The sequence below is a fragment of the Sulfitobacter sp. genome (assembly GCF_036961165.1).
GTDB lineage: Bacteria > Pseudomonadota > Alphaproteobacteria > Rhodobacterales > Rhodobacteraceae > Sulfitobacter.
Genome location: NZ_JBALVJ010000021.1, coordinates 13,546 through 36,758, shown reverse-complemented (window position 1 = coordinate 36,758; position 23,213 = coordinate 13,546). Strand labels below are relative to the sequence as shown.

Annotated in this window: 18 protein-coding genes and 1 pseudogene; 7 read left to right on the top strand and 12 right to left on the bottom strand. The window is 58.2% G+C overall.

The window, feature by feature from the left end:
* Position 1 precedes the first annotated feature (1 nt).
* The 3 genes from coaD to V7730_RS11080 all read right to left on the bottom strand — a co-directional run bounded on the left by coaD (position 2) and on the right by V7730_RS11080 (position 1,959).
* On the bottom strand, positions 2-496 hold the full coding sequence (gene coaD / locus V7730_RS11090) for a pantetheine-phosphate adenylyltransferase (RefSeq protein ID WP_335747659.1): 495 nt from the start codon (positions 494-496) through the stop codon (positions 2-4).
* Between the two features lie 71 nt (positions 497-567).
* Positions 568-1,002 (bottom strand): CBS domain-containing protein, encoded by a 435-nt coding sequence (locus tag V7730_RS11085; protein ID WP_335747658.1) that lies wholly within the window; start codon positions 1,000-1,002, stop codon positions 568-570.
* A gap of 63 nt (positions 1,003-1,065) precedes the next feature.
* Positions 1,066-1,959, bottom strand: a complete 894-nt coding sequence (locus tag V7730_RS11080; RefSeq protein ID WP_335747678.1) for a LysR family transcriptional regulator — start codon at positions 1,957-1,959, stop codon at positions 1,066-1,068.
* A gap of 154 nt (positions 1,960-2,113) precedes the next feature.
* Here V7730_RS11080 and V7730_RS11075 point away from each other — a divergent pair, with 154 nt between their 5' ends.
* The 5 genes and pseudogenes from V7730_RS11075 to V7730_RS11055 all read left to right on the top strand — a co-directional run bounded on the left by V7730_RS11075 (position 2,114) and on the right by V7730_RS11055 (position 8,284).
* Complete coding sequence (locus V7730_RS11075) at positions 2,114-3,613, top strand: CoA-acylating methylmalonate-semialdehyde dehydrogenase (RefSeq protein ID WP_335747657.1); 1,500 nt, start codon at positions 2,114-2,116, stop codon at positions 3,611-3,613.
* 179 nt (positions 3,614-3,792) lie between these two features.
* A complete protein-coding gene (locus tag V7730_RS11070) occupies positions 3,793-4,935 on the top strand; it encodes an acyl-CoA dehydrogenase family protein (protein ID WP_335747656.1) in 1,143 nt (380 codons plus the stop codon).
* An 11-nt stretch (positions 4,936-4,946) separates the two neighbouring features.
* A pseudogene (locus V7730_RS11065) lies at positions 4,947-5,912 on the top strand (3-hydroxyisobutyryl-CoA hydrolase); the annotation flags it as partial.
* Positions 5,913-5,990: 78 nt separating this feature from the next.
* Entirely contained in the window at positions 5,991-6,875 is an 885-nt protein-coding gene (mmsB, locus tag V7730_RS11060) for a 3-hydroxyisobutyrate dehydrogenase (protein ID WP_443070208.1), read from the top strand.
* A gap of 71 nt (positions 6,876-6,946) precedes the next feature.
* On the top strand, positions 6,947-8,284 hold the full coding sequence (locus V7730_RS11055) for an MmgE/PrpD family protein (RefSeq protein WP_335747655.1): 1,338 nt from the start codon (positions 6,947-6,949) through the stop codon (positions 8,282-8,284).
* Between the two features lie 182 nt (positions 8,285-8,466).
* Here V7730_RS11055 and V7730_RS11050 read toward each other — a convergent pair whose 3' ends face one another.
* The 9 genes from V7730_RS11050 to V7730_RS11010 form a co-directional block, all read right to left on the bottom strand.
* Entirely contained in the window at positions 8,467-8,688 is a 222-nt protein-coding gene (locus V7730_RS11050; RefSeq protein WP_335747654.1) for a hypothetical protein, read from the bottom strand.
* A gap of 114 nt (positions 8,689-8,802) precedes the next feature.
* Positions 8,803-11,676 (bottom strand): excinuclease ABC subunit UvrA, encoded by a 2,874-nt coding sequence (gene uvrA, locus V7730_RS11045; protein ID WP_335747653.1) that lies wholly within the window; start codon positions 11,674-11,676, stop codon positions 8,803-8,805.
* Between the two features lie 81 nt (positions 11,677-11,757).
* On the bottom strand, positions 11,758-12,912 hold the full coding sequence (locus V7730_RS11040) for an MFS transporter (protein ID WP_335747652.1): 1,155 nt from the start codon (positions 12,910-12,912) through the stop codon (positions 11,758-11,760).
* Positions 12,912-13,430, bottom strand: a complete 519-nt coding sequence (locus V7730_RS11035) for a class I SAM-dependent methyltransferase (RefSeq protein ID WP_335747651.1) — start codon at positions 13,428-13,430, stop codon at positions 12,912-12,914. The genes V7730_RS11040 and V7730_RS11035 overlap by 1 nt, the downstream gene beginning before the upstream one ends.
* Positions 13,431-13,567: 137 nt before the next feature.
* Entirely contained in the window at positions 13,568-14,962 is a 1,395-nt protein-coding gene (gene lpdA / locus V7730_RS11030; protein WP_335747650.1) for a dihydrolipoyl dehydrogenase, read from the bottom strand.
* Positions 14,963-15,153: 191 nt separating this feature from the next.
* Positions 15,154-15,738, bottom strand: coding sequence for a DUF924 family protein (locus V7730_RS11025; RefSeq protein ID WP_335747649.1), 585 nt, complete (start codon positions 15,736-15,738; stop codon positions 15,154-15,156).
* A 157-nt stretch (positions 15,739-15,895) separates the two neighbouring features.
* Positions 15,896-17,167, bottom strand: coding sequence for an MFS transporter (locus tag V7730_RS11020; protein ID WP_335747648.1), 1,272 nt, complete (start codon positions 17,165-17,167; stop codon positions 15,896-15,898).
* A 58-nt stretch (positions 17,168-17,225) separates the two neighbouring features.
* Positions 17,226-18,305 (bottom strand): tRNA preQ1(34) S-adenosylmethionine ribosyltransferase-isomerase QueA, encoded by a 1,080-nt coding sequence (gene queA, locus V7730_RS11015; RefSeq protein WP_335747647.1) that lies wholly within the window; start codon positions 18,303-18,305, stop codon positions 17,226-17,228.
* A gap of 10 nt (positions 18,306-18,315) precedes the next feature.
* Positions 18,316-21,711 (bottom strand): YhdP family protein, encoded by a 3,396-nt coding sequence (locus tag V7730_RS11010; protein ID WP_335747646.1) that lies wholly within the window; start codon positions 21,709-21,711, stop codon positions 18,316-18,318.
* 130 nt (positions 21,712-21,841) lie between these two features.
* On the opposite strand from V7730_RS11010, the gene V7730_RS11005 reads away from it, so the two are divergent.
* Together V7730_RS11005 and V7730_RS11000 are read left to right on the top strand one after the other, a co-directional pair.
* Complete coding sequence (locus V7730_RS11005) at positions 21,842-22,303, top strand: peroxiredoxin (protein ID WP_335747676.1); 462 nt, start codon at positions 21,842-21,844, stop codon at positions 22,301-22,303.
* Positions 22,300-23,109 (top strand): ferritin-like domain-containing protein, encoded by an 810-nt coding sequence (locus V7730_RS11000; protein ID WP_335747645.1) that lies wholly within the window; start codon positions 22,300-22,302, stop codon positions 23,107-23,109. The genes V7730_RS11005 and V7730_RS11000 overlap by 4 nt, the downstream gene beginning before the upstream one ends.
* Positions 23,110-23,213 lie beyond the last annotated feature (104 nt).

Here is a 23,213-nt window from a genome sequence, read left to right as displayed (position 1 = left end):
CCTATTTGGCAAAGCGCGCTTTCAGCTCTGCGTTGACGCGGGGCGTGACAAACTTGCTCACGTCCCCGTCAAGACGGGCGATTTCCTTGACCAGCTTGCTGGCAATCGCCTGATGCTGGGCTTCGGCCATCAAGAACACGGTCTCGATCTCTTTGTTGAGCAGCCGGTTCATGCCAACCATCTGATATTCGTATTCGAAATCCGCCACAGCGCGCAAACCGCGGATGATCAGGCTTGCGCCAACGTCCTGCGCACAGTTGATCAGTAGATTCTCGAATGGATGGGCGACAATCTCGATGCCGGTTTCCTTTGCGAGGGCCTCACATTCTTCTTCGATCAGGTCCACCCGCTCTTCCAGCGTGAACAATGGCCCTTTGTCGCGGTTGATGGCCACACCAATCACCAGCTTATCGACCAACGAGGCCGCGCGCCGGATGATATCAATGTGCCCCAGTGTGATGGGATCGAATGTGCCGGGATATAGGCCAACGCGCATGGGCGGCGCTCCTTGGGTCAGAGTTTTACGAACTTCAAGCAAACACGCGGGGCCCGCAGATGCAAGAGCGGCTAGTGCCCCCTGATCATCCCTTCGAGCGCGTCTTTTTCCATCGCCAGCTCCATCAGACGCGCCTTGACCACGTCACCCAGCGAAATAAGGCCAATGAGCGCGCCATCTTCGATAACCGGCATGTGGCGGAATCGCCCCTCGGTCATCTTTTCCAGCACGGCATCCGCCCGCATATCGCGGTGACAGGTCACCAGCTTCGAGGTCATGATCGAACTTACCGGCTCCGACATACAGTCTCCTCCCGCACGTCCAAGCTGTCGCACGATGTCACGCTCCGAGACGATACCGTCCAGCGTGCGCTCATCGCGCGTAATGATCAGCGTGCCGATCCGCCGCTCTGCCAATATCTGAGCCGCCTGTGCAATCGTGATCGACGGCAAAGCCGTCACCACACTGTCGTCCGCCTTGGATTTCAGGATTTGAGACACCAACATTAATCGTCCTCCCATGGTCGCGTGTTGAAGTCCCTGTATCGTCGCGCGCGCATGGTTGATCTGTCAAGGGCGCAGCTCGGCCTCACACAGCATTTCGAGCCGGGTCACTTCTGCGCGCAGCCCTGCTGCCATCAGGCTGGCGAACCGCGCAAGCCGTTCATTACGCGCATCATCTGCGTGCCGGATAAGGTAAAACGCCCGTGTCAGGCTGACCGCATCGGTCAAGATCCGCTGTACGCCCGGAGCAAACGGCAAGCTGAAATCATGCACCACGCCCACGCCCGCGCCCTGCCGCAACATATTCACCTGAACCGAAACAGAGTTAGACGCCAGGGCCACCCGCCCTGCCCCCAGATCAGCCAGATAGTCCAGCTCCCGATCAAAGATCATGTCGGGGATATAGCCAACCATGCGGTGATCTTTCAGCGCAGCAAGATCGGTGATAGGGTAATGGGCAGCCAGATATTCCTGCGAGGCCGCAAGATGCAGGCGGTATTCGGTCACTTGCCGCACCACTAGCCGCCCCGCTGTGGGCGCGCTGACCCCGATAGCCATGTCCGCCTCACGCCGCGTCAGGTTGAACACCCGAGGCAATGCCACGATCTGGATATCCAGACCAGGATTATCCCGCCCAATTGCAGCACACACCTGCGGCAGCAGAAAGTTCGCACAGCCGTCCGGTGCGCCCAACCGGATTTGGCCCGTCAACGTCTCGCTCTGCGCAATCGATCCGACAGCGGCACCCCGCATTGCCTGCTCCACCACGCCGGCCCGCTCCAACAGCTGCACCCCTGCTTGGGTCAGAGCATATCCCTGCGGGGATTTTACGAACAAAGGTACCTGCAACGTTTTTTCAAGCCGTGCCATCCTGCGCCCCAGTGTGGCGGGGTCCAGCCTTAGCACCTTACCCGCCGCCGACAGGCTCTGCTCCCGCGCGACAGCTAGAAACAGCCGCATGTCATCCCAATTTTGCACAGCACTTCCTTTTCAATCAGCGTCTTGCGTGTCACCGCACACATATCGACAAAAATGCAAGACGATTTTGAAAACTTACCTCTACCCCCGACCTTTTTGCAAGACTACACTGTGCGAAACGCAATAGGAGATCCCCATGCAAGAGCTCACTCACTATATCAACGGCGCCCACGTCAAAGGCACATCCGGTCGCTTTGCCGATGTTATGAACCCGGCTACCGGCGAAGTGCAGGCAAAATGCCCGCTCGCCAGCAAGGAAGAGCTGGAACAGGCCGTGGCCTTTGCTGCCGCAGCCCAGCCTAAATGGGCCGCGACCAACCCGCAGCGCCGCGCCCGCGTGCTGATGAAGCTGGTCGATCTGCTGAACCGCGACATGGAAAAGCTGGCCGAAGCGCTGAGCCGCGAGCATGGCAAAACCTTGCCGGATGCCGCAGGCGACGTGCAGCGCGGCCTTGAGGTTGTGGAATATTGCATCGGCGCGCCACAGTTGTTGAAGGGTGAGTTCACCGATTCTGCCGGCCCCGGCATTGATATGTATTCCATGCGTCAGGCGCTGGGTGTGACAGCAGGCATCACGCCATTCAACTTCCCCGCTATGATCCCGATGTGGATGTTCGCCCCTGCCATCGCTTGCGGCAACGCGTTTATCCTTAAACCATCCGAGCGTGATCCGTCCGTGCCGCTGATGCTGGCCGAGCTGGCCGAAGAAGCAGGCCTGCCCAAGGGCATATTGCAGGTCGTTAACGGCGATAAGGAAGCCGTGGATGCGATCCTGTATAACGATGTGATCCAGTCGGTGGGCTTTGTCGGCTCGACCCCAATTGCGGAATACATCTACAGCACCGGCTGTGCGCAGGGCAAACGCGTCCAGTGCTTTGGCGGCGCAAAGAACCACATGATCATCATGCCCGACGCGGATATGGATCAGGCCGCAGACGCGCTGATTGGTGCAGGCTACGGCGCTGCGGGCGAACGTTGCATGGCGATCTCTGTTGCTGTGCCAGTGGGTGACGATACAGCCGACCGTCTGATCGCAAAGCTGGTGCCACGCATCGAAAAGCTGAAAGTCGGGCCGTATACCTCCGGCAATGATGTGGACTACGGCCCCGTTGTGACAGCCGCTGCCAAAGCCAACATCGAACGTCTGGTACAGACCGGTATTGATCAAGGCGCCGAACTGGTTGTCGATGGCCGTGATTTCAAACTGCAGGGATACGAGAACGGCTTTTTCGTTGGCCCTCACCTGTTTGACCGCGCGACTAAAGATATGGACATCTACAAGCAGGAAATCTTCGGCCCCGTACTGACCTGTGTGCGTGCACAAACCTATGAAGAGGCCATCGGCCTTGCCATGGACCACGAGTACGGCAACGGCACCGCGATCTTTACCCGTGACGGTGACGCGGCGCGTGATTTTGCCAACCGGATCAACGTAGGCATGATCGGCATCAACGTGCCAATCCCTGTGCCGCTGGCCTATCACACCTTTGGCGGCTGGAAAAAATCTGTCTTTGGTGACCTTAACCAGCACGGACCAGATGCGTTTAAATTCTACACACGCACCAAAACAGTGACCGCACGCTGGCCGTCAGGCATCAAAGAAGGCGGCGAGTTCTCTATCCCAGTGATGGAATAAGACAGCCTTTGCGCACCCACTCTCCCCCGCACGGGGGGGAGACGTAATAGACAAAACGAACAGGAGTGGGCGGTGCGATATCAGCGCCGCCCGTCTCGCAGCACGAGGAGAAAGGCTGCGTTGACAAACTCCTGAAAGATTTGGGCCTTACCCACGTCTCAAACCATCGGGAGAACGACATGGATTTTGCACTCAGCGAAGAACAGAACGCCATTTTTGATATGGCCTATGCCTTTGGGCAGGAGCACATTGCCCCTCATGCGCAGGCTTGGGAAAAGGCAGAAAGCATTCCAAAAGAACTTTGGCCGCAGATTTCAGAGCTGGGATTTGGCGGTCTTTACGTCTCTGAAGAAGGTGGCGGCGCGGGGTTGTCGCGGTTGGACGCGACGCTGGTGTTCGAAGCCCTGTCGATGGCCTGCCCTTCGGTGGCGGCCTTTCTATCCATCCACAACATGTGCGCCAAGATGCTGGACAGCTTCGCTTCCGATGAGATGAAGTCCCGGATTATGCCCGACGTGCTGTCGATGAACACAGTTCTCAGCTATTGCTTGACCGAACCCGGCTCTGGCTCTGACGCGGCGGCCTTGCGCACCCGCGCTGAACGCACCAACGAAGGTTATACCCTGAACGGAACCAAGGCGTTCATTTCTGGCGGCGGATACTCGGATGCCTATGTCTGCATGGTACGCACCGGCGATGACGGCGCTGCAGGTGTTTCAACCGTCTATGTCGAAGACGGGACAGAGGGCCTGAGTTTCGGCGGTTTGGAAGATAAAATGGGCTGGCGCAGCCAACCCACGGCCCAAGTGCAATTCGATAATTGCAATATTTCCGCCGACAATTTGGTAGGCGAAGAGGGTCAAGGTTTCAAATATGCGATGAAGGGGCTGGATGGCGGCCGCTTGAACATTTCGGCTTGCTCGCTTGGTGCAGCACAGACAGCGCTGACCAAAACGCTGGACTATATGGGCGAACGCAAAGCCTTCGGCAAACCCATCGACCAGTTCCAAGGCCTACAATTCCGCCTCGCGGATATGGAGATCGAGCTTCAGGCCGCGCGGGTATTCCTGCGTCAAGCGGCGTGGAAGCTGGACAACGGCGCGCCAGACGCAACCAAGTTCTGCGCGATGGCCAAGAAGTTCGTAACCGAGGCAGGCAGCCGAGTTGTTGACCAGTGCCTGCAACTGCACGGCGGCTATGGCTATCTGGCAGATTACGGCATCGAAAAGCTGGTGCGCGATCTGCGTGTTCACCAGATTTTGGAAGGCACGAACGAGATTATGCGCGTGATCGTCTCTCGTGACTTGCTGAAAAACCGCTGAGGAGTCGGGGGATGAGCGATATTGAAATCCGCGTAACCGGACGCGCCGGTCGCATCACTCTAAACCGCCCTAAGGCCTTGAATGCTATGACATATCAGATGTGTCTGGCGATCGAGGATGCTCTGGATCGGTGGCAAGACGATGACGCTGTCGTCTTGGTGTTGATTGATGCCGAAGGCGAGCGCGCCTTTTGCTCAGGTGGGGATATTGCCGAGTTGTATGACACCGGCACGCGGGGCGACTATGCGTACGGCCAGAAATTTTGGGCCGACGAATACCGGCTGAATAATAAGATTTTCAACTACCCAAAGCCGGTTGTGTCGCTGCTTCAGGGCTTTACCATGGGCGGTGGCGTTGGCATCGGCTGTCACGGGTCGCACCGGGTGGTCGGTGAGACCAGCCAGATTGCGATGCCAGAAGTTGGCATCGGTTTGGTACCAGATGTTGGCGGCTCTTTGATGCTTGCCCTCGCGCCTGGTCGGCTGGGCGAATACTTGGGTATTACAGCAACACGTATGAATGCAGATGATGCGATATTTGCAGGTTTTTCAGACGCTTACATACCACAGCTTAAGTGGCCTGAATTATCCGCAGAGCTGGAAAAATCAGGTGACCCAAGCTGTATCGCAACTTATGCCACCACGCCGCCCGAGGGTGCCCTTCGCGGTCAGCAAGAGCAGATCAATGCCCTGTTCGCTGGTGAGGCGCTGGGGGATATCCAACGCACGCTAGACACCGATGGCGGTGAATTCGCAGCCTCCGCGCTCAAGATGATGGGGTGGAATGCCCCCCTCTCGATGGCTTGCGCCGTTGAGATCATCCACCGCTTGCGTGGCCCTTCGCTGACGATGGAAAAAGCGCTGGACCTTGAGTACCGCTTTACCGCCCGCGCGATGGAACACGGTGATTTCCTTGAGGGAATCCGCGCCGCGATCATTGACAAGGACCGCCAGCCGAAATGGCAATATGCACAAGGTGATGTGCCTGCGGTTGCTGTTTCCAAGATGTTGGCCCCCTTGGGGAAAAATGCACTTACCTTCACACGGGAGACTGACATGAGCAGCTATAAAATTGGATTTATCGGCCTTGGAAACATGGGGGCGCCGATGGCCGCCAATCTGGCCGCAGCTGGCCATAGCGTGACGGGCTTTGACACCGCAGGCACCACGGCAGCCGGTGTCGCGGCGGCCCAAACCGCCGAAGCCGCCTGTGATGGCGCAGATTTTGTCATCACGATGCTGCCCAACGGCGCGATTCTGCGTGCTGTTGCGGCTACCGTTCTGCCCGCAATGAAGAAAGGCGCCACGCTGATTGATTGTTCGACCGTTGATGTGGATAGCGCACGGGACGTCGGCACGCAGGCAGCAGGCGCAGGCATCGGCTTTGTTGATGCGCCGGTTTCGGGTGGCATTGGCGGCGCGGCTGCTGGCACGCTCACCTTCATGGCAGGCGGGACCGATGAATCATTCGCCGCCGCCGCCGATATGTTTGATATTATGGGTCAAAAGGCCGTCCATTGTGGTGAGGCAGGCGCGGGTCAGGCAGCCAAAATCTGTAACAACATGATCCTTGGGGCGACAATGGTTGCCACCTGTGAGGCCTTCGCGCTGGCAGACAAGCTCGGTCTTGATCGCCAAAAGATGTTTGATGTGGTCAGCACCTCCTCAGGCTCAAGCTGGTCGATGAACACCTATTGCCCCGCCCCCGGCGTGGGGCCCAAAACCCCTGCGGATAATGACTATACCCCCGGATTTGCAGCTGAATTGATGCTCAAGGACCTTGGCCTTAGCCAGCAGGCCGCCGAAGCGGTGAACGCCGATACCCCTATGGGTGCGTTGGCAAGGACACTCTATGCGCAGTTTGTTGAGGAAGAAGGCGGTAGGGGCAAGGACTTCTCTGCCATGTTGCCCCGTTTCGAGGCGCGCGGACGAGACAGCTGATGTCGCATTCTGGCATTTCTGCTAGGCGATAGGCCTTAGGCTGGTAAACACACCAGCCTAAGGAACCAGCTATGCCTTTGCCGTTTGAGACCTTCGCCGCCACGCTGCGCTACGATGACTTGCCTGAAGCGCTTTTGTGGACGTTGCGCCGATCCTTCACTGATACGATGGGGACCGCAGCTGTCGCTTCGACCACCGAGATGGCTGATATTGCCCGGCGCGGGGCGTTAGCGCTGTTCGGGGCGGGCAGCGCAGGGGCAGCACGCATCCTTTTACACGGTGGATCAGTCAGCCCAGTCGGCGCTGCGATGGCGGGCGCCTTCACCGTGGATGCAATTGACGCCCATGACACCACATCGCCCTGCAAAGGGCACGCAGGATCAGCCGTGTTCCCCGCGCTGCTGGCGGTTTCCGATACGCTGGATCGCTCCGTTACCGGCGCCGAATTCGCGGTCTGGCTCGCTATCGCCTATGAAGTGAGCTACCGCGCCGGACTGGCGCAGCACGCCACCTGCCCCGATTACCACACTTCAGGTTCTTGGACGTCTACTGGCGTGGCGACGGCGATCGCACGAGCCTTGGGGCTGTCGGAAACTCAAATCCGCCACGCTGCGGGTATTGGAGAGTTCCACGGCCCCCGTAGCCAGATGATGCGCTGCATTGACCACCCTAGCATGCTGCGTGATGGCGTTGGCTGGGGCGCGCCATCGGGCCTCACGGCGGCCTATCTGGCGCGCGAAGGGTTCACCGGCGCGCCTGCGCTTACCTGTGAAGAAGCAACGGAGTTCTGGGAAGACTTGGGCACCGGCTGGCGCACGGTTGAAGACACCAGTTACAAGCCGTACCCGTGCTGCCGCTGGGCGCACCCGTCAATTGATGCGGCCGCCGAGTTAATGGTCGCCCATGGTCTGACCCACACCGACATTGTAGGTGTTGATATCCGCACCTTCCATAATGCGACGCGGCTGGCAGGCCATCGCCCCAAAACATTGGATGAGTTCAGCTATTCCATCGCCTTTCCCGTCGCTTGCATGATTGTGCGCGGGCAGATCGGCGTGGACGAGCTATCTCCGGACACGTTGAACGATCCTGACATCCTGAGGGTCAGCACCGCGACGAACCTGATCGACGATGACCACTATACCAAAATCTCGGTCGGAAAACGTTGGGCCGAGGTGACGCTGCGGACCACCGATGGCCGCGAATTCACCTCAGAACCTCGAAGCCCGCGTGGCGATACCGACCAACCGCTGAGCGACGCCGAGATTTCAGATAAGTTCCACCGCTTTTCCGACCCCGTGCTGGGGCGCGCAAAAGCGGACGAAATCGAAGATCTATCGAGTCGGTTTGATACGCTGGACGCGGTGCAGTTTAGCCGCCTTCTGGACCTGTGCTTGAGCGCGACCTGAGGTAGCTGACTACATGAACGCCAGATATCATCGCGGGTCACACACCGGTCACGCTTGTGTGCACTCCCCTTTATGACCGGAACCATTATGCTGTGAGGCCGTTTACGATCCAACAACGGAAAGGAAACGTACAATGCGTATCGTTCAAATCATTACGGCCGCAAGCATCGCCTTCGGTTCCGCTACGGCTGCTTTTGCTGCGTCGCCGCTTGCTGCCCCCCGCCTATAAGGCGCAGTTTATCCAAAGCGGTGCGGGCGCTGCGGAAATCGTTCAGGTGTCCGAGCGGCACCACAAATATAAAAAACATAAAAACAAACATCGCGCTGATCACAGAGCCCACGAGCGCAACGAAAACCGCGAAGCCCGCCGCGAGCGGCAGCATGGTTATGATCACAGCCGCCATGGTCGTGACCGTGATGATATCGATCTGGACAAAGTGCTTGGCGTATTGGGCGCGGCTGCGATCATCTCGAACCTCGGCTAAAAGCTGCAGCAATCCAGTTGGAACCAGTGGCCGCTATTCAGCGGCCACTTTTGTTTTATTCTGCAGCATCGGCTTGAGGTACTTACCGGTATAGCTTTCCGCGACTTCTGCCACCTCTTCAGGTGTGCCAGTGGCGACAACCATACCGCCGCCGTCACCGCCTTCGGGACCAATATCAATGATGTGGTCGGCGGTTTTTACGACGTCCAAGTTGTGCTCAATCACAATGACCGAGTTCCCCTGATCGACCAGTTCATGCAGCACCTCCAACAACTTGCGCACGTCTTCAAAGTGCAGGCCTGTTGTTGGCTCGTCCAGAATATACAGCGTGCGTCCTGTTGACCGCTTGCTCAGTTCTTTAGACAGCTTAACGCGCTGCGCCTCGCCGCCTGACAAGGTCGTCGCCTGCTGGCCGACCTTGATATAGCCAAGCCCGACGCGCATCAGTGCATCCATCTTTTCGCGGATGGATGGCACAGCGGTGAAGAAGCTTTGCGCATCCTCAACAGTCATATCCAACACGTCGGCGATGCTCTTGCCTTTGAACTTCACCTCCAACGTCTCGCGGTTATAGCGTTTGCCTTTGCAGGTCTCACACTCGACGTAGACGTCTGGCAGGAAGTGCATTTCGATCTTGATCACCCCGTCGCCCTGACACGCCTCACAGCGACCACCCTTGACGTTAAAGCTGAAGCGACCGGGTTTGTAGCCGCGCGCCTTGGATTCGGGCAGGCCGGCAAACCAGTCGCGGATAGGGGTGAAGGCGCCGGTATAGGTGGCCGGGTTCGAACGCGGTGTTCGTCCAATCGGGCGTTGGTCAATGTCGATGACCTTATCCAGATGCTCCAAACCTTTGATCGTCTCACAAGGTGCTGGTGTTTGCCGCGCGCCGTTAAGGTTCATGGAGGCAGTTTTGAACAGGGTCTCAATGGTTAACGTGGATTTACCGCCACCCGACACACCCGTTACGCAGACAAATTTCGCCAACGGGAAATCGACGGTGATGTTGTGCAGGTTGTTTCCGCTTGCCTTCACCACCTTGATCTTCTTCTTGTTGCCCTTGCGCCGCTTGGCAGGCACCTCGATAGAGCGGACACCGGTGAGGTATTGGCCAGTGATCGAGTTCGGATCGGCAGCAACCTGTTCGGGCGTGCCGTGGCTTACCACTTGGCCGCCATGCACACCTGCCCCCGGCCCGATGTCAAAGACATAGTCGGCCTCGCGGATTGCTTCCTCGTCATGCTCGACCACGATCACGGTATTGCCTTGATCACGCAGGTTCTTCAGCGTCAGCAATAGGCGGTCATTATCGCGCTGGTGCAGACCGATGGAAGGCTCGTCCAACACATAAAGAACGCCTGTCAGACCAGAGCCGATCTGGCTGGCCAAGCGGATGCGCTGGCTTTCGCCACCACTTAACGTACCACTTGAACGTGCAAGCGTAAGGTATTCTAACCCAACGTTATTCAAGAAACCCAGGCGCTCCCGAATTTCCTTCAGGATTGCTTTGGCGATCTCGTTCTTCTGCGGGCTTAGGGCGTCTGGAACGCTGCTGCACCAATCGAATGCCTCGCGGATGGACATCTGCACAACTTGCCCTGCATGCAGCAGGTCGCCAGGCTTGCCGATTTTCACTGCCAGTGCTTCGGGACGCAAGCGGTAGCCTTCGCACGTGCCGCAGGGACGGTTGTTCTGGTAGCGCTCGAACTCTTCGCGGATCCAGTTGCTGTCGGTCTCACGGTAGCGGCGTTCCATGTTGGGGATCACGCCTTCGAAGACGCGGCTGACCTCATAGACGCGCCCGCCCTCGTCATAGCGGAACTTGATTTCTTCCTTGCCAGAGCCGTAGAGGAAGACCTTTTGGATTTTCTCATCCAGATTCTTCCATTCGGCGTTTTGGCTAAAGCCGTAATGCTTCGCGATGGCCTCAATCGTTTGCTTGAAGTAAGGGCTCTTGCCCTTGCGCCATGGGGCCAGCGCGCCGTCATAGATTTTCAAAGTCTGGTCGGGCACCACAAGACGCTCGTCAAAGAACAGCTCTTTGCCCAAGCCGTCACAGGACGGGCACGCCCCGAAGGGCGCGTTGAACGAGAACAGGCGGGGCTCGATCTCAGGGATGGTGAAGCCGCTGACAGGACAGGCGAATTTCTCGGAGAAAGTAAAACGCTCGGTCTCGCCCTCGCTTGGAGCAGTCTCAAGAATGGCAATGCCGTCGGCAAGGTCCAGCGCCGTTCGCAAACTATCAGCTAACCGCGTCTCAAGCCCCTCACGCACCACGATCCGGTCAACGACCACGTCGATGTCGTGGCGGAATTTTTTATCCAAAGTGGGTGGCTCATCCAGCTCATAGAACTCACCGTTGACCTTCACGCGCTGGAAGCCGCTTTTGCGCAGCTCAAGGAATTCTTTGCGGTACTCGCCCTTGCGGTCACGGATGATCGGGGCCAGCAGATAGGCGCGGGTCCCCTCTTCCATCGTCATGATCCGGTCGACCATATCCTGCACCTGCTGCGCCTCAATGGGTTTGCCGGTGGCGGGGCTGTAGGGTGTACCAACGCGTGCAAAAAGCAGACGCATGTAGTCGTAAATCTCGGTCACTGTGCCCACGGTCGAGCGGGGATTTTTCGACGTGGTCTTCTGCTCAATCGAGATGGCCGGGCTGAGGCCAGAGATATGATCCACATCAGGTTTCTGCATCATATCAAGGAATTGGCGCGCATAAGCGCTTAGGCTTTCGACATAGCGGCGCTGGCCTTCGGCGTAGATAGTATCAAACGCAAGACTGGATTTACCCGAGCCGGACAGCCCCGTAATCACGACCAGCTTGTCGCGCGGAATATCCACGTCGATGTTTTTGAGATTGTGCTCGCGCGCGCCGCGCACTTCGATATTCTTCAACTCGACCATTCAGACACCCCCAAGGTTATTATGCGATATAGGTGGGGTTGCGGGATTCTCCAATGGATAACTGTGAACAAAGCGTAAACATTACATCTTTCTGCGCATTGCAGCAAAGAATATATGCAGGATCAAGCCGCAAGCAAAGGCAACGCCTGCCAGCAACGGCAGGCTCAGATAGCCCCATCCGGCCAGCTCCAGCACCATCACTGGTGTACCAAGCGTGTTGCCGAGGTTGCCCATTTGGGCCATCGCCCCATTGGCCTGCGTCTGCGCGACGGCCGTGTCATTGAGCTGTGGAACAGCTGCAAAACTCGCTCCCTGAATAAGCCCCATCGCCCCCGCGAGCGCCAGACACGCCAGCGGCAAGGCAGGCATCACCCAAAGCCAGACCATGCAAAGCATCGACAGCCCAAACCCAAGGATTACCACCTGCACAGCCGCGATATAGCATAGCAGGACAACACCAAGGGTCATCGACACGACGATGCTCACCAAAGGCATGGTCCCCATGATCACAGTGCGCACAGCAGGGTCCAGATAGGGTGGCAGCACCGTCAGGATCGAGACGAAGCAGAATGTGTAGAACAGCCAGCCCAATCCAGGGGCGGAAATCCGCGCCGAGCTATAAATCGCGCGGTGGGTTGCCAAAATAGAAGCCATTGAAAACGCGGGCATCTCCCCCTCTTGTGGCAAGGTCCGCAAGCGCGGGCTAAGATACAGCGCAAAACCGGCCATATAGAAAGCATGCACAGCGAACAGCGCAGGAATCCCCGCATGAATGGCAAGCGGCCGACCCGCCCATGCCATCAACGCAAAGGCCACACCAAAAAAAGTTCCCCAAAGCGACAACGCCAGCCCGCGCTGCGCGTTTGTGGCGATCTGCGCAATCAGCGTGGGCGCGGCAACGACGATGGCAAGGTGGGATATCCCCTCAACCAACCGCAGGGCCAGCATGACGGGCAGTGGTGGCAACATCGCCTGCCCCAGCGACACAGCCGCGCCCAGCCACAAGGCACCCAACAGCGCACGGCGGTACCGCACCCGCGCCACCAGCATGGCAGCCACTACGCCAAGCACGATGCCGATCCCGCCGACAACCGACACAAGCCAGCCAAGGGCAATGCCGCCGTCGGGATAGATATTACCCAGCAGGTCGTAAATCACCGAGATTTTGGCATATTGCATGGCCGCGCCCAGCCCCGCGCCCCAGAGCGCCAATATCAATGGCCAAGATCCGCGCATCAGCTACGCTCGGCCATCGCCCATGCGCAGATCGGCATCATAGGATCGTTTTCGATGTCATCGGTCGCTTCGTCATATTCCGGCGGCCAGACCTCTTCGAGGTTGCGCTTTGCCACGTGGCGATTGCCCCACTGGAACGACTGAATCAAATGCTCTTCAAAGCCGCATTCGACTAAAAAGTTCTTGAGCCCGCGCGCGGACCAGCGCGAGTTGTCCATCGGCGCGGCATGAAAGGGCACATAGAACGGCACGGCGACCCAGAACTTACCGCCTTTTTTTAGCATCTGGCGCACGTGTTTGGTCGCCACGTAGGGACGGTCCAGATGCTCCCATACCTGATTGGCCAGGATCAGGTCAAACTTGCGCGGCTTACCTGTTTCAGGGTCCAAATAAGGACCGGCGCAGATGTCATATTCAGGGTAACAGAATTGCTCATAGCTTTTGAAATCAAACTGTTGGCCGTAATGGCCCGAGATTTCAGCCACCTGCAAACGGTGCGGCTTGAGTTCTTGTATCATCCGGCGGGATGCGGGGCCCATGACGACGCGATTGAGACTAACCATAAGGCGGTTATGTCAGCGCATCAGGGTGTGGTCCAGTGCAAAGGACAGGACCTGCGGGCGAATGCCAAAGCACTGCCCGCAGGTGCAAAACATTACATGTGGATGACGCGACCGTAGGCGTCCAGCACGGATTCATGCATCATTTCCGACAGGGTCGGGTGCGGGAAGACAGTGTTCATCAGGTCTTCTTCGGTGGTCTCAAGCTGGCGGCCAACGACATAGCCTTGGATCAGTTCGGTCACTTCGGCACCAATCATATGCGCACCCAAAAGCTCTCCGGTCTTGGCGTCAAAAACGGTTTTGACCATGCCACTCTCTTCACCCAAAGCGATGGCCTTGCCGTTGCCGATGAACGGAAAGCGGCCCACTTTGATATCATAGCCCAGCTCTTTGGCCTTGGTTTCGGTATAACCGACAGAGGCGACCTGCGGGTAGCAATAGGTACAGCCCGCGATGCTTTCCGGTTTGACCGGATGGGCGTGCAGTCCCGCCATCAGTTCGGCCACCATAACCCCTTCATGGGAGGCTTTGTGAGCCAACCACGGCGCGCCAGCGATGTCACCAATCGCATACAGACCGTCGACACCGGTGCGGCAGTACTCATCCGTAACCACATGGGTGCGGTCGATTTTGACGCCAAGCTCTTCAAGGCCAAGGTTTTCAACATTACCCACGATACCAACAGCGCTGATCACCGTGTCAAATTCGTGCGTCTCAACCTTGCCGCCAACTTCGATATGGGCGGTGACAGTAGCCCCGGCACGGTCGAGCTTTTTGACCATCGCCTTTTGCATGATCTTCATGCCCTGTTTCTGGAATGCCTTTTTGGCGAAGGCCGAGATTTCTTCGTCTTCTACAGGCAGCACGCGGTCCATCACTTCGACCACAGTCGTGTCGGCGCCCAGCGTGTTGTAGAAGCTGGCGAATTCAATGCCGATGGCGCCGGAGCCAATGACCAACAGCTTTTTCGGCATGTGCGGCGGTTGCAGGGCGTGGCGGTATGTCCAGACCAGTTTGCCGTCCGCCTCAAGCCCGGGCAGTTCGCGCGCGCGCGCGCCAGTGGCCAGCACGATATTCTTGGCTGTCAGGTTCTCGGTGCCCTTTTCGGTTTTGACGGTAACCTTGCCTTTGGCGGGCAGCGTCGCATCCCCCATGACCACAGTGATCTTGTTCTTTTTCATCAGGTGACCGATGCCGCCTGAAAGCTGACCGGCGACCTTGCGCGAGCGTTTGACCACGGCATCCAGATCATAGCCGATCCCGTCAGCCTTGAGCCCGAATTCCTTGGCGCGTTGCATCAGGTGGAACACTTCGGAGGAACGCAACAGCGCCTTCGTTGGAATACAGCCCCAGTTGAGGCAGATACCGCCAAGGTTTTCTCGCTCGACGATACAGACCTTCATACCCAGTTGCGCGCCGCGAATGGCAGCAACATAGCCACCCGGCCCTGCGCCGATCACGATAAGATCAAAGGATGTATCGGCCATTTTGCACCTCATATACAGCTGGAATAATATAGTTCACCGTTAAACTATACCATCTTATCCAGCAATGGCGAGGGGGGAATGGCTGGCATGCGCGTAACGCATCCGGCCCTGCCGCGTGCGCTGCTTTTGCGCGGACGAACCGGGCCGATGATGTGAAAAGAGGGCCATCCGGCCCCCTGTTCTTTGTGGCTTTAAGCCGCTTCTTTTGTCTGTAGCTGCCGCAGCGTGTGACCATAGCCACCCTTGTCCACATAGGCAATTTCGCTACGGGTATTGGTGCGGGACAGTGCGTTGTTTCGATAAGGGAAGCGGCCAAATTCGCGAATGACTTCGCGGTGGGCCTGAGCGTGCACAATGCTGCCTTCGCCGGCGTTTGGCATACGCTCTACCAGCAGGCGGACGCAGCGATCCTGATCACACAGGTTCTCGGAATGCATAAGCGGCAGATAGAAGAACTGGCGCGCGGGCGCGTCGATTTTTGCATCCCATTCCTTGCAGATGGCACGTTTGGCCACCGCAAGAGCGATAGGATCAAGCGAAAACGCAGCCGCCTCACCACGGAACATGTTGCGCGCAAACTGGTCAGTGACGATAAGATAAGCCAATGCGCCAGATGGATAGGTGAGCCAAAGGCTCAGCCCGCCATCACGTGCGGCTTCCCATACGGGCATGAAACGTCTGCGGATTTCTGCATCAAGTGCATCGTCGACAGCGTACCAGCCTTTCGGGCCCACTTCATCGAGCCAGAACTCCAGTACCTCATCAGGACCAACCATCGCTGCATACCTCCTTGCGCGCAGGTAAATGACACATGCAGTAAATGTTATTTGAAACAATATTCATACACACGAATTGCAACAAAACGGTTACATTAGCGCAATCACCTCTCCAATCAGGGGTAAAGTTTCCGATGGGCGACGGAAACCTGCCCGATTAATCAGCGTTTTTCGCGGCTTCCTCGTCTTCCAGTTCAGTTTCGATCGCGTATTCCTGAGCGATTTCAAGTGCCACAGCCGTGGCTGTTGGTGCCATTGGAACATAAGAACCGGTGTCCTCGGATGCAGGTGCTGCACGCACCGTGGCTCGGTAAGACGCGTAGATGATCATCGCGGCGAACAAAACTGCCGTAAACAGGTAGAACCCTGCCGGGCCCAGCGAGGTGCCCATTATCCAACCTGTAATCACTGGCCCCAAAATCGCGCCCAATCCGTTGATGAACAACAATCCGCCCGAAGCTGCGGCCATGTCGTCATGCTCAAGAAAGTCATTGGTGTGCGCGATCAGCAGGGAATAAAGTGGGTTGGCCATACCGCCAATAATGAACGCGGATGCCAGCAACAGGGTGAAAACATCTCCGTACATCATCCCCATGATCGAGCCTGCCCCGCCGACAATCGAAACCGCAATGATCAGATAACGCCGATCCATCCGGTCAGACACCCAGCCGATAGGGTATTGCAGGATCACCGCGCCGATAAAGAACGTCGCCACAAATGTTGAGATTTGCGGCACGCTCAGGCCTGCTTCGGCACCATAGACCGAAGACATGCCGAACTGCGCGGAAAAGATGCCGCCAAGGATAAACATGCCGACACAGCCTAGTGGTGAGAACCCCATCAGCTCTTTTAGGCTCATCGGTTTGGTGCGTTCAAAGGCCGGCGTCGGGCTGATGGACAGCAAGATCGGCGTCACCGCGAGGCTCACCAATACTGAAGGGATAACAAACAGTACAAAGCCGCTTGGATCAGCGGTCAGCAGCAGTGCCTGCGCCGCCACGATGCCCAGCGTCTGCACAATCATGTAAAGCGACAGCGCCTGTCCCCGGTTAGAGTTGTCAGCCGCGTTGTTCAGCCAGCTTTCCGCCGTCACATAAACGGCAGAGAAGCAAAAACCGATCAGCACACGGCCGATGGTCCAAACCGCAACATTGGGAAAGGTTGGATACAGGATCATCACCGCAGAGATGGCCGATGCCAGTGCCGCAAACACACGTACGTGGCCCACGCGCTGGATCATACGCGGCGCAAGGCGCGAGCCGCCCAAAAATCCAACAAAATAGGCCGACATGACGATCGACATCTTGAACGTATCAAAACCTTCAAGCTCACCACGGATACCCAGCAACGTCCCCTGCATGCCGTTGCCCAGCATCAAAAGGAACATGCCGAAAAGGAGCGCCCATGCGCTTGAGAGGACCTGTATCACTGTGTGGTTCCTTTATCTGCACGACACCCCTATCGGTCCAGTGCGCGCCGTGTCGGGTTTAAATACGACCGGTTTCGTCGCTTTTGCGAGCCGGTATCAGGAGAGACGCATCTCCGTAAGAGAAGAAACGATAGTTTTCGTTAATGGCATGTGAATATATGGTGCGGATTGTCTCTTGTCCCATAAGGGCAGAGACAAGCATCATAAGTGTTGAACGCGGCAGGTGGAAATTCGTCATCAACGCGTCAGCCACGTTGAACTGAAACCCCGGCGTGATAAAGATATCCGTGTCGCCTTCCCACGGCTTGATGGCGCCACCCTGCCCTGCTGTTTCGATCAGGCGCAGTGCTGTTGTGCCCACAGGAATCACCCGCCCGCCAACGGCTTTGGTCTGGGCGATCTCGGCAGCTGCTTGGGCGCTGACTTGCCCCCATTCCGAGTGCATCTTGTGCTCTGATATGTCGTCGGTCTTGACAGGCAGAAACGTGCCCGCGCCCACATGCAGGGTCACGTAGGTGAATTCAACACCCATCTCGCGCAGCGCCTCAAGCAGCTCTGCATCGAAATGCAGCGACGCCGTAGGGGCGGCAACCGCACCTGAGTTCTTGGCCCAGACAGTTTGGTAGTCTATGTTGTCCTGCGCGTCAGCTACGCGTTTGGCGGCGATATAGGGCGGCAGCGGCATGGCACCAGCTGTGTTCAGCGCGGCGTCGAAATCATCGCCCGACAGGTTGAACCGCAGATAGGCCAACCCATCGGTGATCTCTTCCAAAGTAGCGCGCAGATCATCCGAAAAGACAATCTCCTCGCCCATCCGCAACTTTTTGAGCGGTTTGACAAGGGCCGACCACACGCCTGCATCTGCCTGCGGCTCAAGCAACGTCGCTTCGATCTTGGCAGCAACAGGGCCTTGGGTGCTGTCGCGGTGGCGCAGGCCGGACAGGCGCGCAGGGATCACGCGGGTATCATTTAGCACCAGCCGGTCACCAGCGCGGAGCCAATTCACCAGATCAGAGACTTGGGCATCATGTATGTCGCCCCCCTGCGCCACCAGCAGCCGCGCAGAAGAGCGCGGCGTCGCCGGACGCACGGCGATCAGTTCGTCGGGGAGGTCAAAGTTAAAATCGCTAAGTTTCATGCTGCTGCCTCTAGCGACCTTCGTAGGTGCGTTCAACGGGCCTTTTTGGTTCGGCGTCTTTCTGCAGTTGCGGCGCCCCTTCAACAGTGGGCAATTCCGTTTGCGGCGCCCGCAGAATGTTGCGTAAGCCCCCCGGAGCCAGCACCGACAGCGGATTAACCGAGACTTTGGGTGATTTAGCCTGCCCGCTGAGCGTATAGTTGAAGCCAAGCAACCCTTCACCCTTGCGCGTCAGTAGCGATCCGATGCCGTTTAGCAGATACACTGGCGTGATCACCCCTTGCATGGATATTTGACCTGTGTCGGTGGCAAAAACGCCGTCTGCCGACAACCCCAGCGACGCGCCAACGGCGCTACCGCGGCTGAGTGTGATGCGGCCAGGCGTCATGCGAAACTCTGCCTCGACCTCTTCAAAATAAATGCCGTCGCCGTTCATCTCGTTCACAAGACCCACCACAGAGACCGCGTTGACCAGTGCTGCCATCGCCGGCGCATCCTTGATCGAGACGCCAGTCACCTTGAGGCGTCCGTCAAACGCCCCGCCGCTGCCTACAGGCAACAAAGACAGCTCCATGTTGCCGCCAACCACCTGCTTCAGCAAGCCCGCCGAACGCAGTACGCCGCCCGCATCCGCACTGCTCAGGCGCACTGCGGTGCGGCCATTCTGCGGCACGATGCGGCCGTAAACACCCGTGCCGCCATTCACCCGCGCCTCGAACGGACCATCTAAGCCGCCCGTTTTTTTGAACGTACCGGCAAGACCCTGAAGCCACATGGTATCCGTGATCTGCAACCGATCGAGCGCCACGCGCATGGGCGGCGCGGGCGGACCGGACGCGCCGCCACCACTGCTGCTTCCGCTGCCGAATTGTGCAGTGCGCATGTCTAGCGTACCGCCGCGCACCACCACCTGTGGCGTGCGTCCTGCGCCTTGACCCACAAGGGCCGCGCGCACGTTGAGCCAGTTGCCTACGCGCAGATTATCCAGCTCCAGCACGTCCAGCCCGCCGCTTTTGGCCAAGCTGATGTTGCCCTTGGCCAACAGCCCTGCGCCGCTCAGGCTCATTGCGGTGACAGCGGGATTTGCACCCAGACGAATGCTCATATCTAGTGCACCGGTTGTGCCGCTGCCCTTGCGCCAGCCAAGCTGCGGGATCTGAAGGGTCGCGCCGCGCAGGTCGGAGCGCAGGCTCATGCGTGGTGACTGGCCACGCTCAAAATCGATGCCGATGTCGGCGCGCGCTGTACCCGTCAGTGTGTTGGACGGCAGCGCAATACCGAATGCAGAAAGCGCCTGTGGCGTTATTTGTGCCGTGCCGCGCAGCGCGCTTTTGGCGGAGCCTGCACCGATTGGCTGCTGCCAGCGTCCGTCAAATGCGACACCGTCCAGCGTCCCCTTGCCTTCGATCCGGACACTATCACTACTGGCAATCAAGGCCATTCGATCGGACCTGAGCGTGCGCCCCTTGATCAGCCGGGTGCTGGCGAGGTTCAGCAAATCTCCGGTGACGTCGAACTTCACATTCTTCGCACCGCTACCCTTTTTTAGCGGAAAGGATATTGTCCCGGTCGCGAAGACATCTCCCGTGGCCAACTCAACCGGCAAACCGGTGCGCTGCATCACACCCATCGGCGGCTGGTCCAGCGTCCAAAGCGCCGCAGTGACAGGCCCACGCGCATTCAGACGCACCACGGCAGGGGCACCGTCCTTGACGGTAGTGTCAGGGATAATGAAAGACGACCGCGCTATCCGCAGCGCGCCGCCAATTCCCGCCTCCATCTCACCATCATCAAGAGAGACCACAAAGCGCGTACCGTCCAGACTGGCGTGTCCGCGCGCGCCTGTGATCGGCGGCAGATCTTTCAGAAAGCGAACCGAGGCGTCCTCATAATCAAACGCCATATAGGTGCGGGGGCGCTCATCCGGGTCGATGCGCAGCGCGAAATCGGCGTTCTTCATACGCGCCGAGATCAGGTTCTGTGTCAGCCAGTTGCGCGTTTTGGTCTTCAGCGGCTCCGGCCAGAGTGCGATGATCCGCGCCGGATCAATCTCGTCCGCGCGTGCATCCATCGCCACGCGCCAGCCCTCCAGCTCGGCGGTGAGCGTGCCGAACGCATGACGTGTTTCGCCCTGATCGAACAAATCGAGCCGACCGATATCCAACTTGAACGGCGCCGTTTGCAGACGGAAATCAAGCTCGGCCCCTTCCAGCTCTACCGGTTCGGGATAAAGACCCATCGGGTTGGCACTTAGCTGGGTCATGCTGAACTGCCCCACCATCGCCTCCAGCGTGCCTTCGCGCAGGCCAGTCATTGTGGCGGTGCCTTCCGCACGCGCGGTCACCCATTTGCTGCTTACCGAAAGCTCGTCAAAATGCAGCAAACCAAGGGCTGAATCGTAAGAGAAATAGCTGCGCGCGGCCTCAAACGGGATGGGCCGCGTGCCGGCGTTGGGTTGCACAACGCCTGCCCCTATCTGCAACGTCGCGTTCAGTGGCGCCAAGGTCCCGTCACTGCGCACGCCGGACCGGACCGCGCCCGATATAGGCGCACGCAACGCCCCCATCCACGCGAAGGCAGGGCTTTGTGTGGCAATGTCGGCGGCAGAGGCATCATCAATTCGTACACCAAACTGCGCCTCGGGCGCGCCAATGGGACTGGTGTAGTTGGCCGACAGCGTTGTGACGCCTGCATCGCCGCCCAACAGCGCCAGATCGGCATTAACCACCAGCGCACCGTCTTTGCGCTGCGCAATCAACCGCCCTCCATCAAGGGTAAACGCACGCTCGGCGCGGCGGTCTACATATTGCAGGGTCATGCCGCGGATTTCGGCATTCTCAAGTGCTGCCAGTCCGGGTTGTTGTAGCACCGCGTCGATCTGTGCCACCAAAGCGCCCAGATTTTGGGTGCGACCCGTTCCGCGTCTAGTGCCTAACACAGTCTGAAGCGCCAGAGTACCATCCTTGTCACGCACCAACGTCATGAAAACGCCGTGCAAGGCGACCTCGGCCGGTTGTACCTTTCCTTTGCGGAGCGCAGGCATAGACAGTCGCAGACGCGCTTCGGAAAAGCGGACCAGTTCATTCCCATCCGGCGTGCGCACGGCCACATCGCGCAAGCGGACACGGGGCCGCCAGCCCTCTTCCATCAGCAGGCGCAACTCACCGAACGATATTTTGACCTCAGGGAATTCCTCTTCCAGTCGCTGCTCAATCCGGGTTTCAACCCAACCAGGCATCACCACAGGACGATCATAGAAAAAGTAGACTGCTCCGACAGCCAGAACAATCAGCAACACCAGCAAGGACCACAGCGCATTGAAAAACCCCAAGAACAGCAAGAACCAGCCGCGTTTACGGCGGGCTGGCTTGGCAGGTGGGGGGGCTGGCGGTATGGTTTCGGCCATCAGGTTCCGGTCACTGGCAAAGAAGGCTACATCTTGCGCGGTTCGGGTTGGACTTTACCGCCGCTGAGCTACTATGACAGACGCGCGCGCTGCGTCCAAGGCCGCGCCAATCATTGACCGGAGTTTTGACATGCCAGACGTATCCCAGCCCGCCCCCGATTTCACCCTGCCCGTCACCGGTGGCGGCGACGTGACCCTGAGCGCGCTCAAAGGTGCGCCGGTTGTGCTGTTCTTTTATCCCCGCGACGACACACCCGGTTGCACCAAGGAAAGCATCGGCTTTTCCGAGCATCTGGAGGCATTTAACGCTGTTGGTGCCAAGGTTTTCGGCCTGTCGCGTGACACAATGGCCAAGCACGACAAATTCGCCGCCAAGCACGGGTTGAGCGTTCCGCTGCTGTCGGATGTCGACGGCAAAGTGACCGAGGATTACGGCGTCTGGGTTGAGAAAAACATGTACGGCAAAACCTCAATGGGGATTGAACGTGCAACCTATCTGATTGATGCGACAGGAAATATTGCGAATATCTGGCGGAAAGTTAAAGTACCGGGCCATGTGGAAGAAGTACTGGAAGCGGTACGCGCGCTATGATGCCGCTGGCTGAAATGGCCGAAGCCGTGCTGCGCACCGCTGATGGCCGTGAAAAGACAGCCCTGTCCCACAGCTTTGCCGCTGAGTGGCGTGCGGCGCGTGCCGATGGCACGGTGCCCGAGATCGGCAGCGCAAATCCGCCGCTCCACCCTGCGCGCCCCGCCAAGCCAGAGCTTCTAAGCCCACGTGATGTGCCGCGTCGCAAGCTTGGCACGCCGGAAGGCCGGATCGCACTTACGCATGCTGTCGCCCACATTGAGCTGAACGCCGTTGATCTGCACTGGGACATTATTGCGCGGTTTTGTGACGTAAAAATGCCCATCGGATATTACGACGACTGGGTGAAGGCCGCTGATGAAGAATCAAAGCATTTCAATCTGATGTGCGATTGCCTTGAAGCCGAAGGCAGCTTTTACGGCGCGCTTCCTGCCCACGCAGGGATGTGGCGTGCAGCCGAGGATACCGTGGATGATTTCATGGGCCGCCTTGCAGTGGTGCCCATGGTGCTTGAAGCACGCGGGCTGGATGTGACCCCCGGCATGATCAAGATATTCAAACAGGCCAAGGCGGATCAGGCTGTGGCAGCGCTTGAGATCATCTATGCCGAGGAAGTGCACCACGTCGCCTATGGCTCCAAGTGGTTCCATTTTCTGTGCGGCCGCCATGACATCGACCCCACGCAGAAGTTCCATGCGCTTGTCCGGAAGTATTTCCACGGCCAACTCAAACCGCCGTTCAACGAGGAAAAGAGGGCAGAAGCCGGCATACCGCCAGATTTTTACTGGCCATTGGCGGAAAGTAGTTAAGCCGCGCAGCACAAGCCGCTGAAATAGGCGGATTTCCGCCCATATGTCACAGAAAGCGGCGACTCTACGTCACGAGCGCCCTCAAGGGTTGCCCGATGCCTTCC

Coding starts and splice junctions, on each gene's coding strand:
- coaD (WP_335747659.1), bottom strand. CDS start 496: ATGCGCGTTGGCCTATATCCCGGCACATTCGATCCCATCACACTGGGG.
- V7730_RS11085 (WP_335747658.1), bottom strand. CDS start 1,002: ATGTTGGTGTCTCAAATCCTGAAATCCAAGGCGGACGACAGTGTGGTG.
- V7730_RS11080 (WP_335747678.1), bottom strand. CDS start 1,959: ATGCGGCTGTTTCTAGCTGTCGCGCGGGAGCAGAGCCTGTCGGCGGCG.
- V7730_RS11075 (WP_335747657.1), top strand. CDS start 2,114: ATGCAAGAGCTCACTCACTATATCAACGGCGCCCACGTCAAAGGCACA.
- V7730_RS11070 (WP_335747656.1), top strand. CDS start 3,793: ATGGATTTTGCACTCAGCGAAGAACAGAACGCCATTTTTGATATGGCC.
- mmsB (WP_443070208.1), top strand. CDS start 5,991: ATGAGCAGCTATAAAATTGGATTTATCGGCCTTGGAAACATGGGGGCG.
- V7730_RS11055 (WP_335747655.1), top strand. CDS start 6,947: ATGCCTTTGCCGTTTGAGACCTTCGCCGCCACGCTGCGCTACGATGAC.
- V7730_RS11050 (WP_335747654.1), bottom strand. CDS start 8,688: ATGGCGGCTGTGATCATAACCATGCTGCCGCTCGCGGCGGGCTTCGCG.
- uvrA (WP_335747653.1), bottom strand. CDS start 11,676: ATGGTCGAGTTGAAGAATATCGAAGTGCGCGGCGCGCGCGAGCACAAT.
- V7730_RS11040 (WP_335747652.1), bottom strand. CDS start 12,912: ATGCGCGGATCTTGGCCATTGATATTGGCGCTCTGGGGCGCGGGGCTG.
- V7730_RS11035 (WP_335747651.1), bottom strand. CDS start 13,430: ATGATACAAGAACTCAAGCCGCACCGTTTGCAGGTGGCTGAAATCTCG.
- lpdA (WP_335747650.1), bottom strand. CDS start 14,962: ATGGCCGATACATCCTTTGATCTTATCGTGATCGGCGCAGGGCCGGGT.
- V7730_RS11025 (WP_335747649.1), bottom strand. CDS start 15,738: ATGGTTGGTCCTGATGAGGTACTGGAGTTCTGGCTCGATGAAGTGGGC.
- queA (WP_335747647.1), bottom strand. CDS start 18,305: ATGAAACTTAGCGATTTTAACTTTGACCTCCCCGACGAACTGATCGCC.
- V7730_RS11010 (WP_335747646.1), bottom strand. CDS start 21,711: ATGGCCGAAACCATACCGCCAGCCCCCCCACCTGCCAAGCCAGCCCGC.
- V7730_RS11005 (WP_335747676.1), top strand. CDS start 21,842: ATGCCAGACGTATCCCAGCCCGCCCCCGATTTCACCCTGCCCGTCACC.
- V7730_RS11000 (WP_335747645.1), top strand. CDS start 22,300: ATGATGCCGCTGGCTGAAATGGCCGAAGCCGTGCTGCGCACCGCTGAT.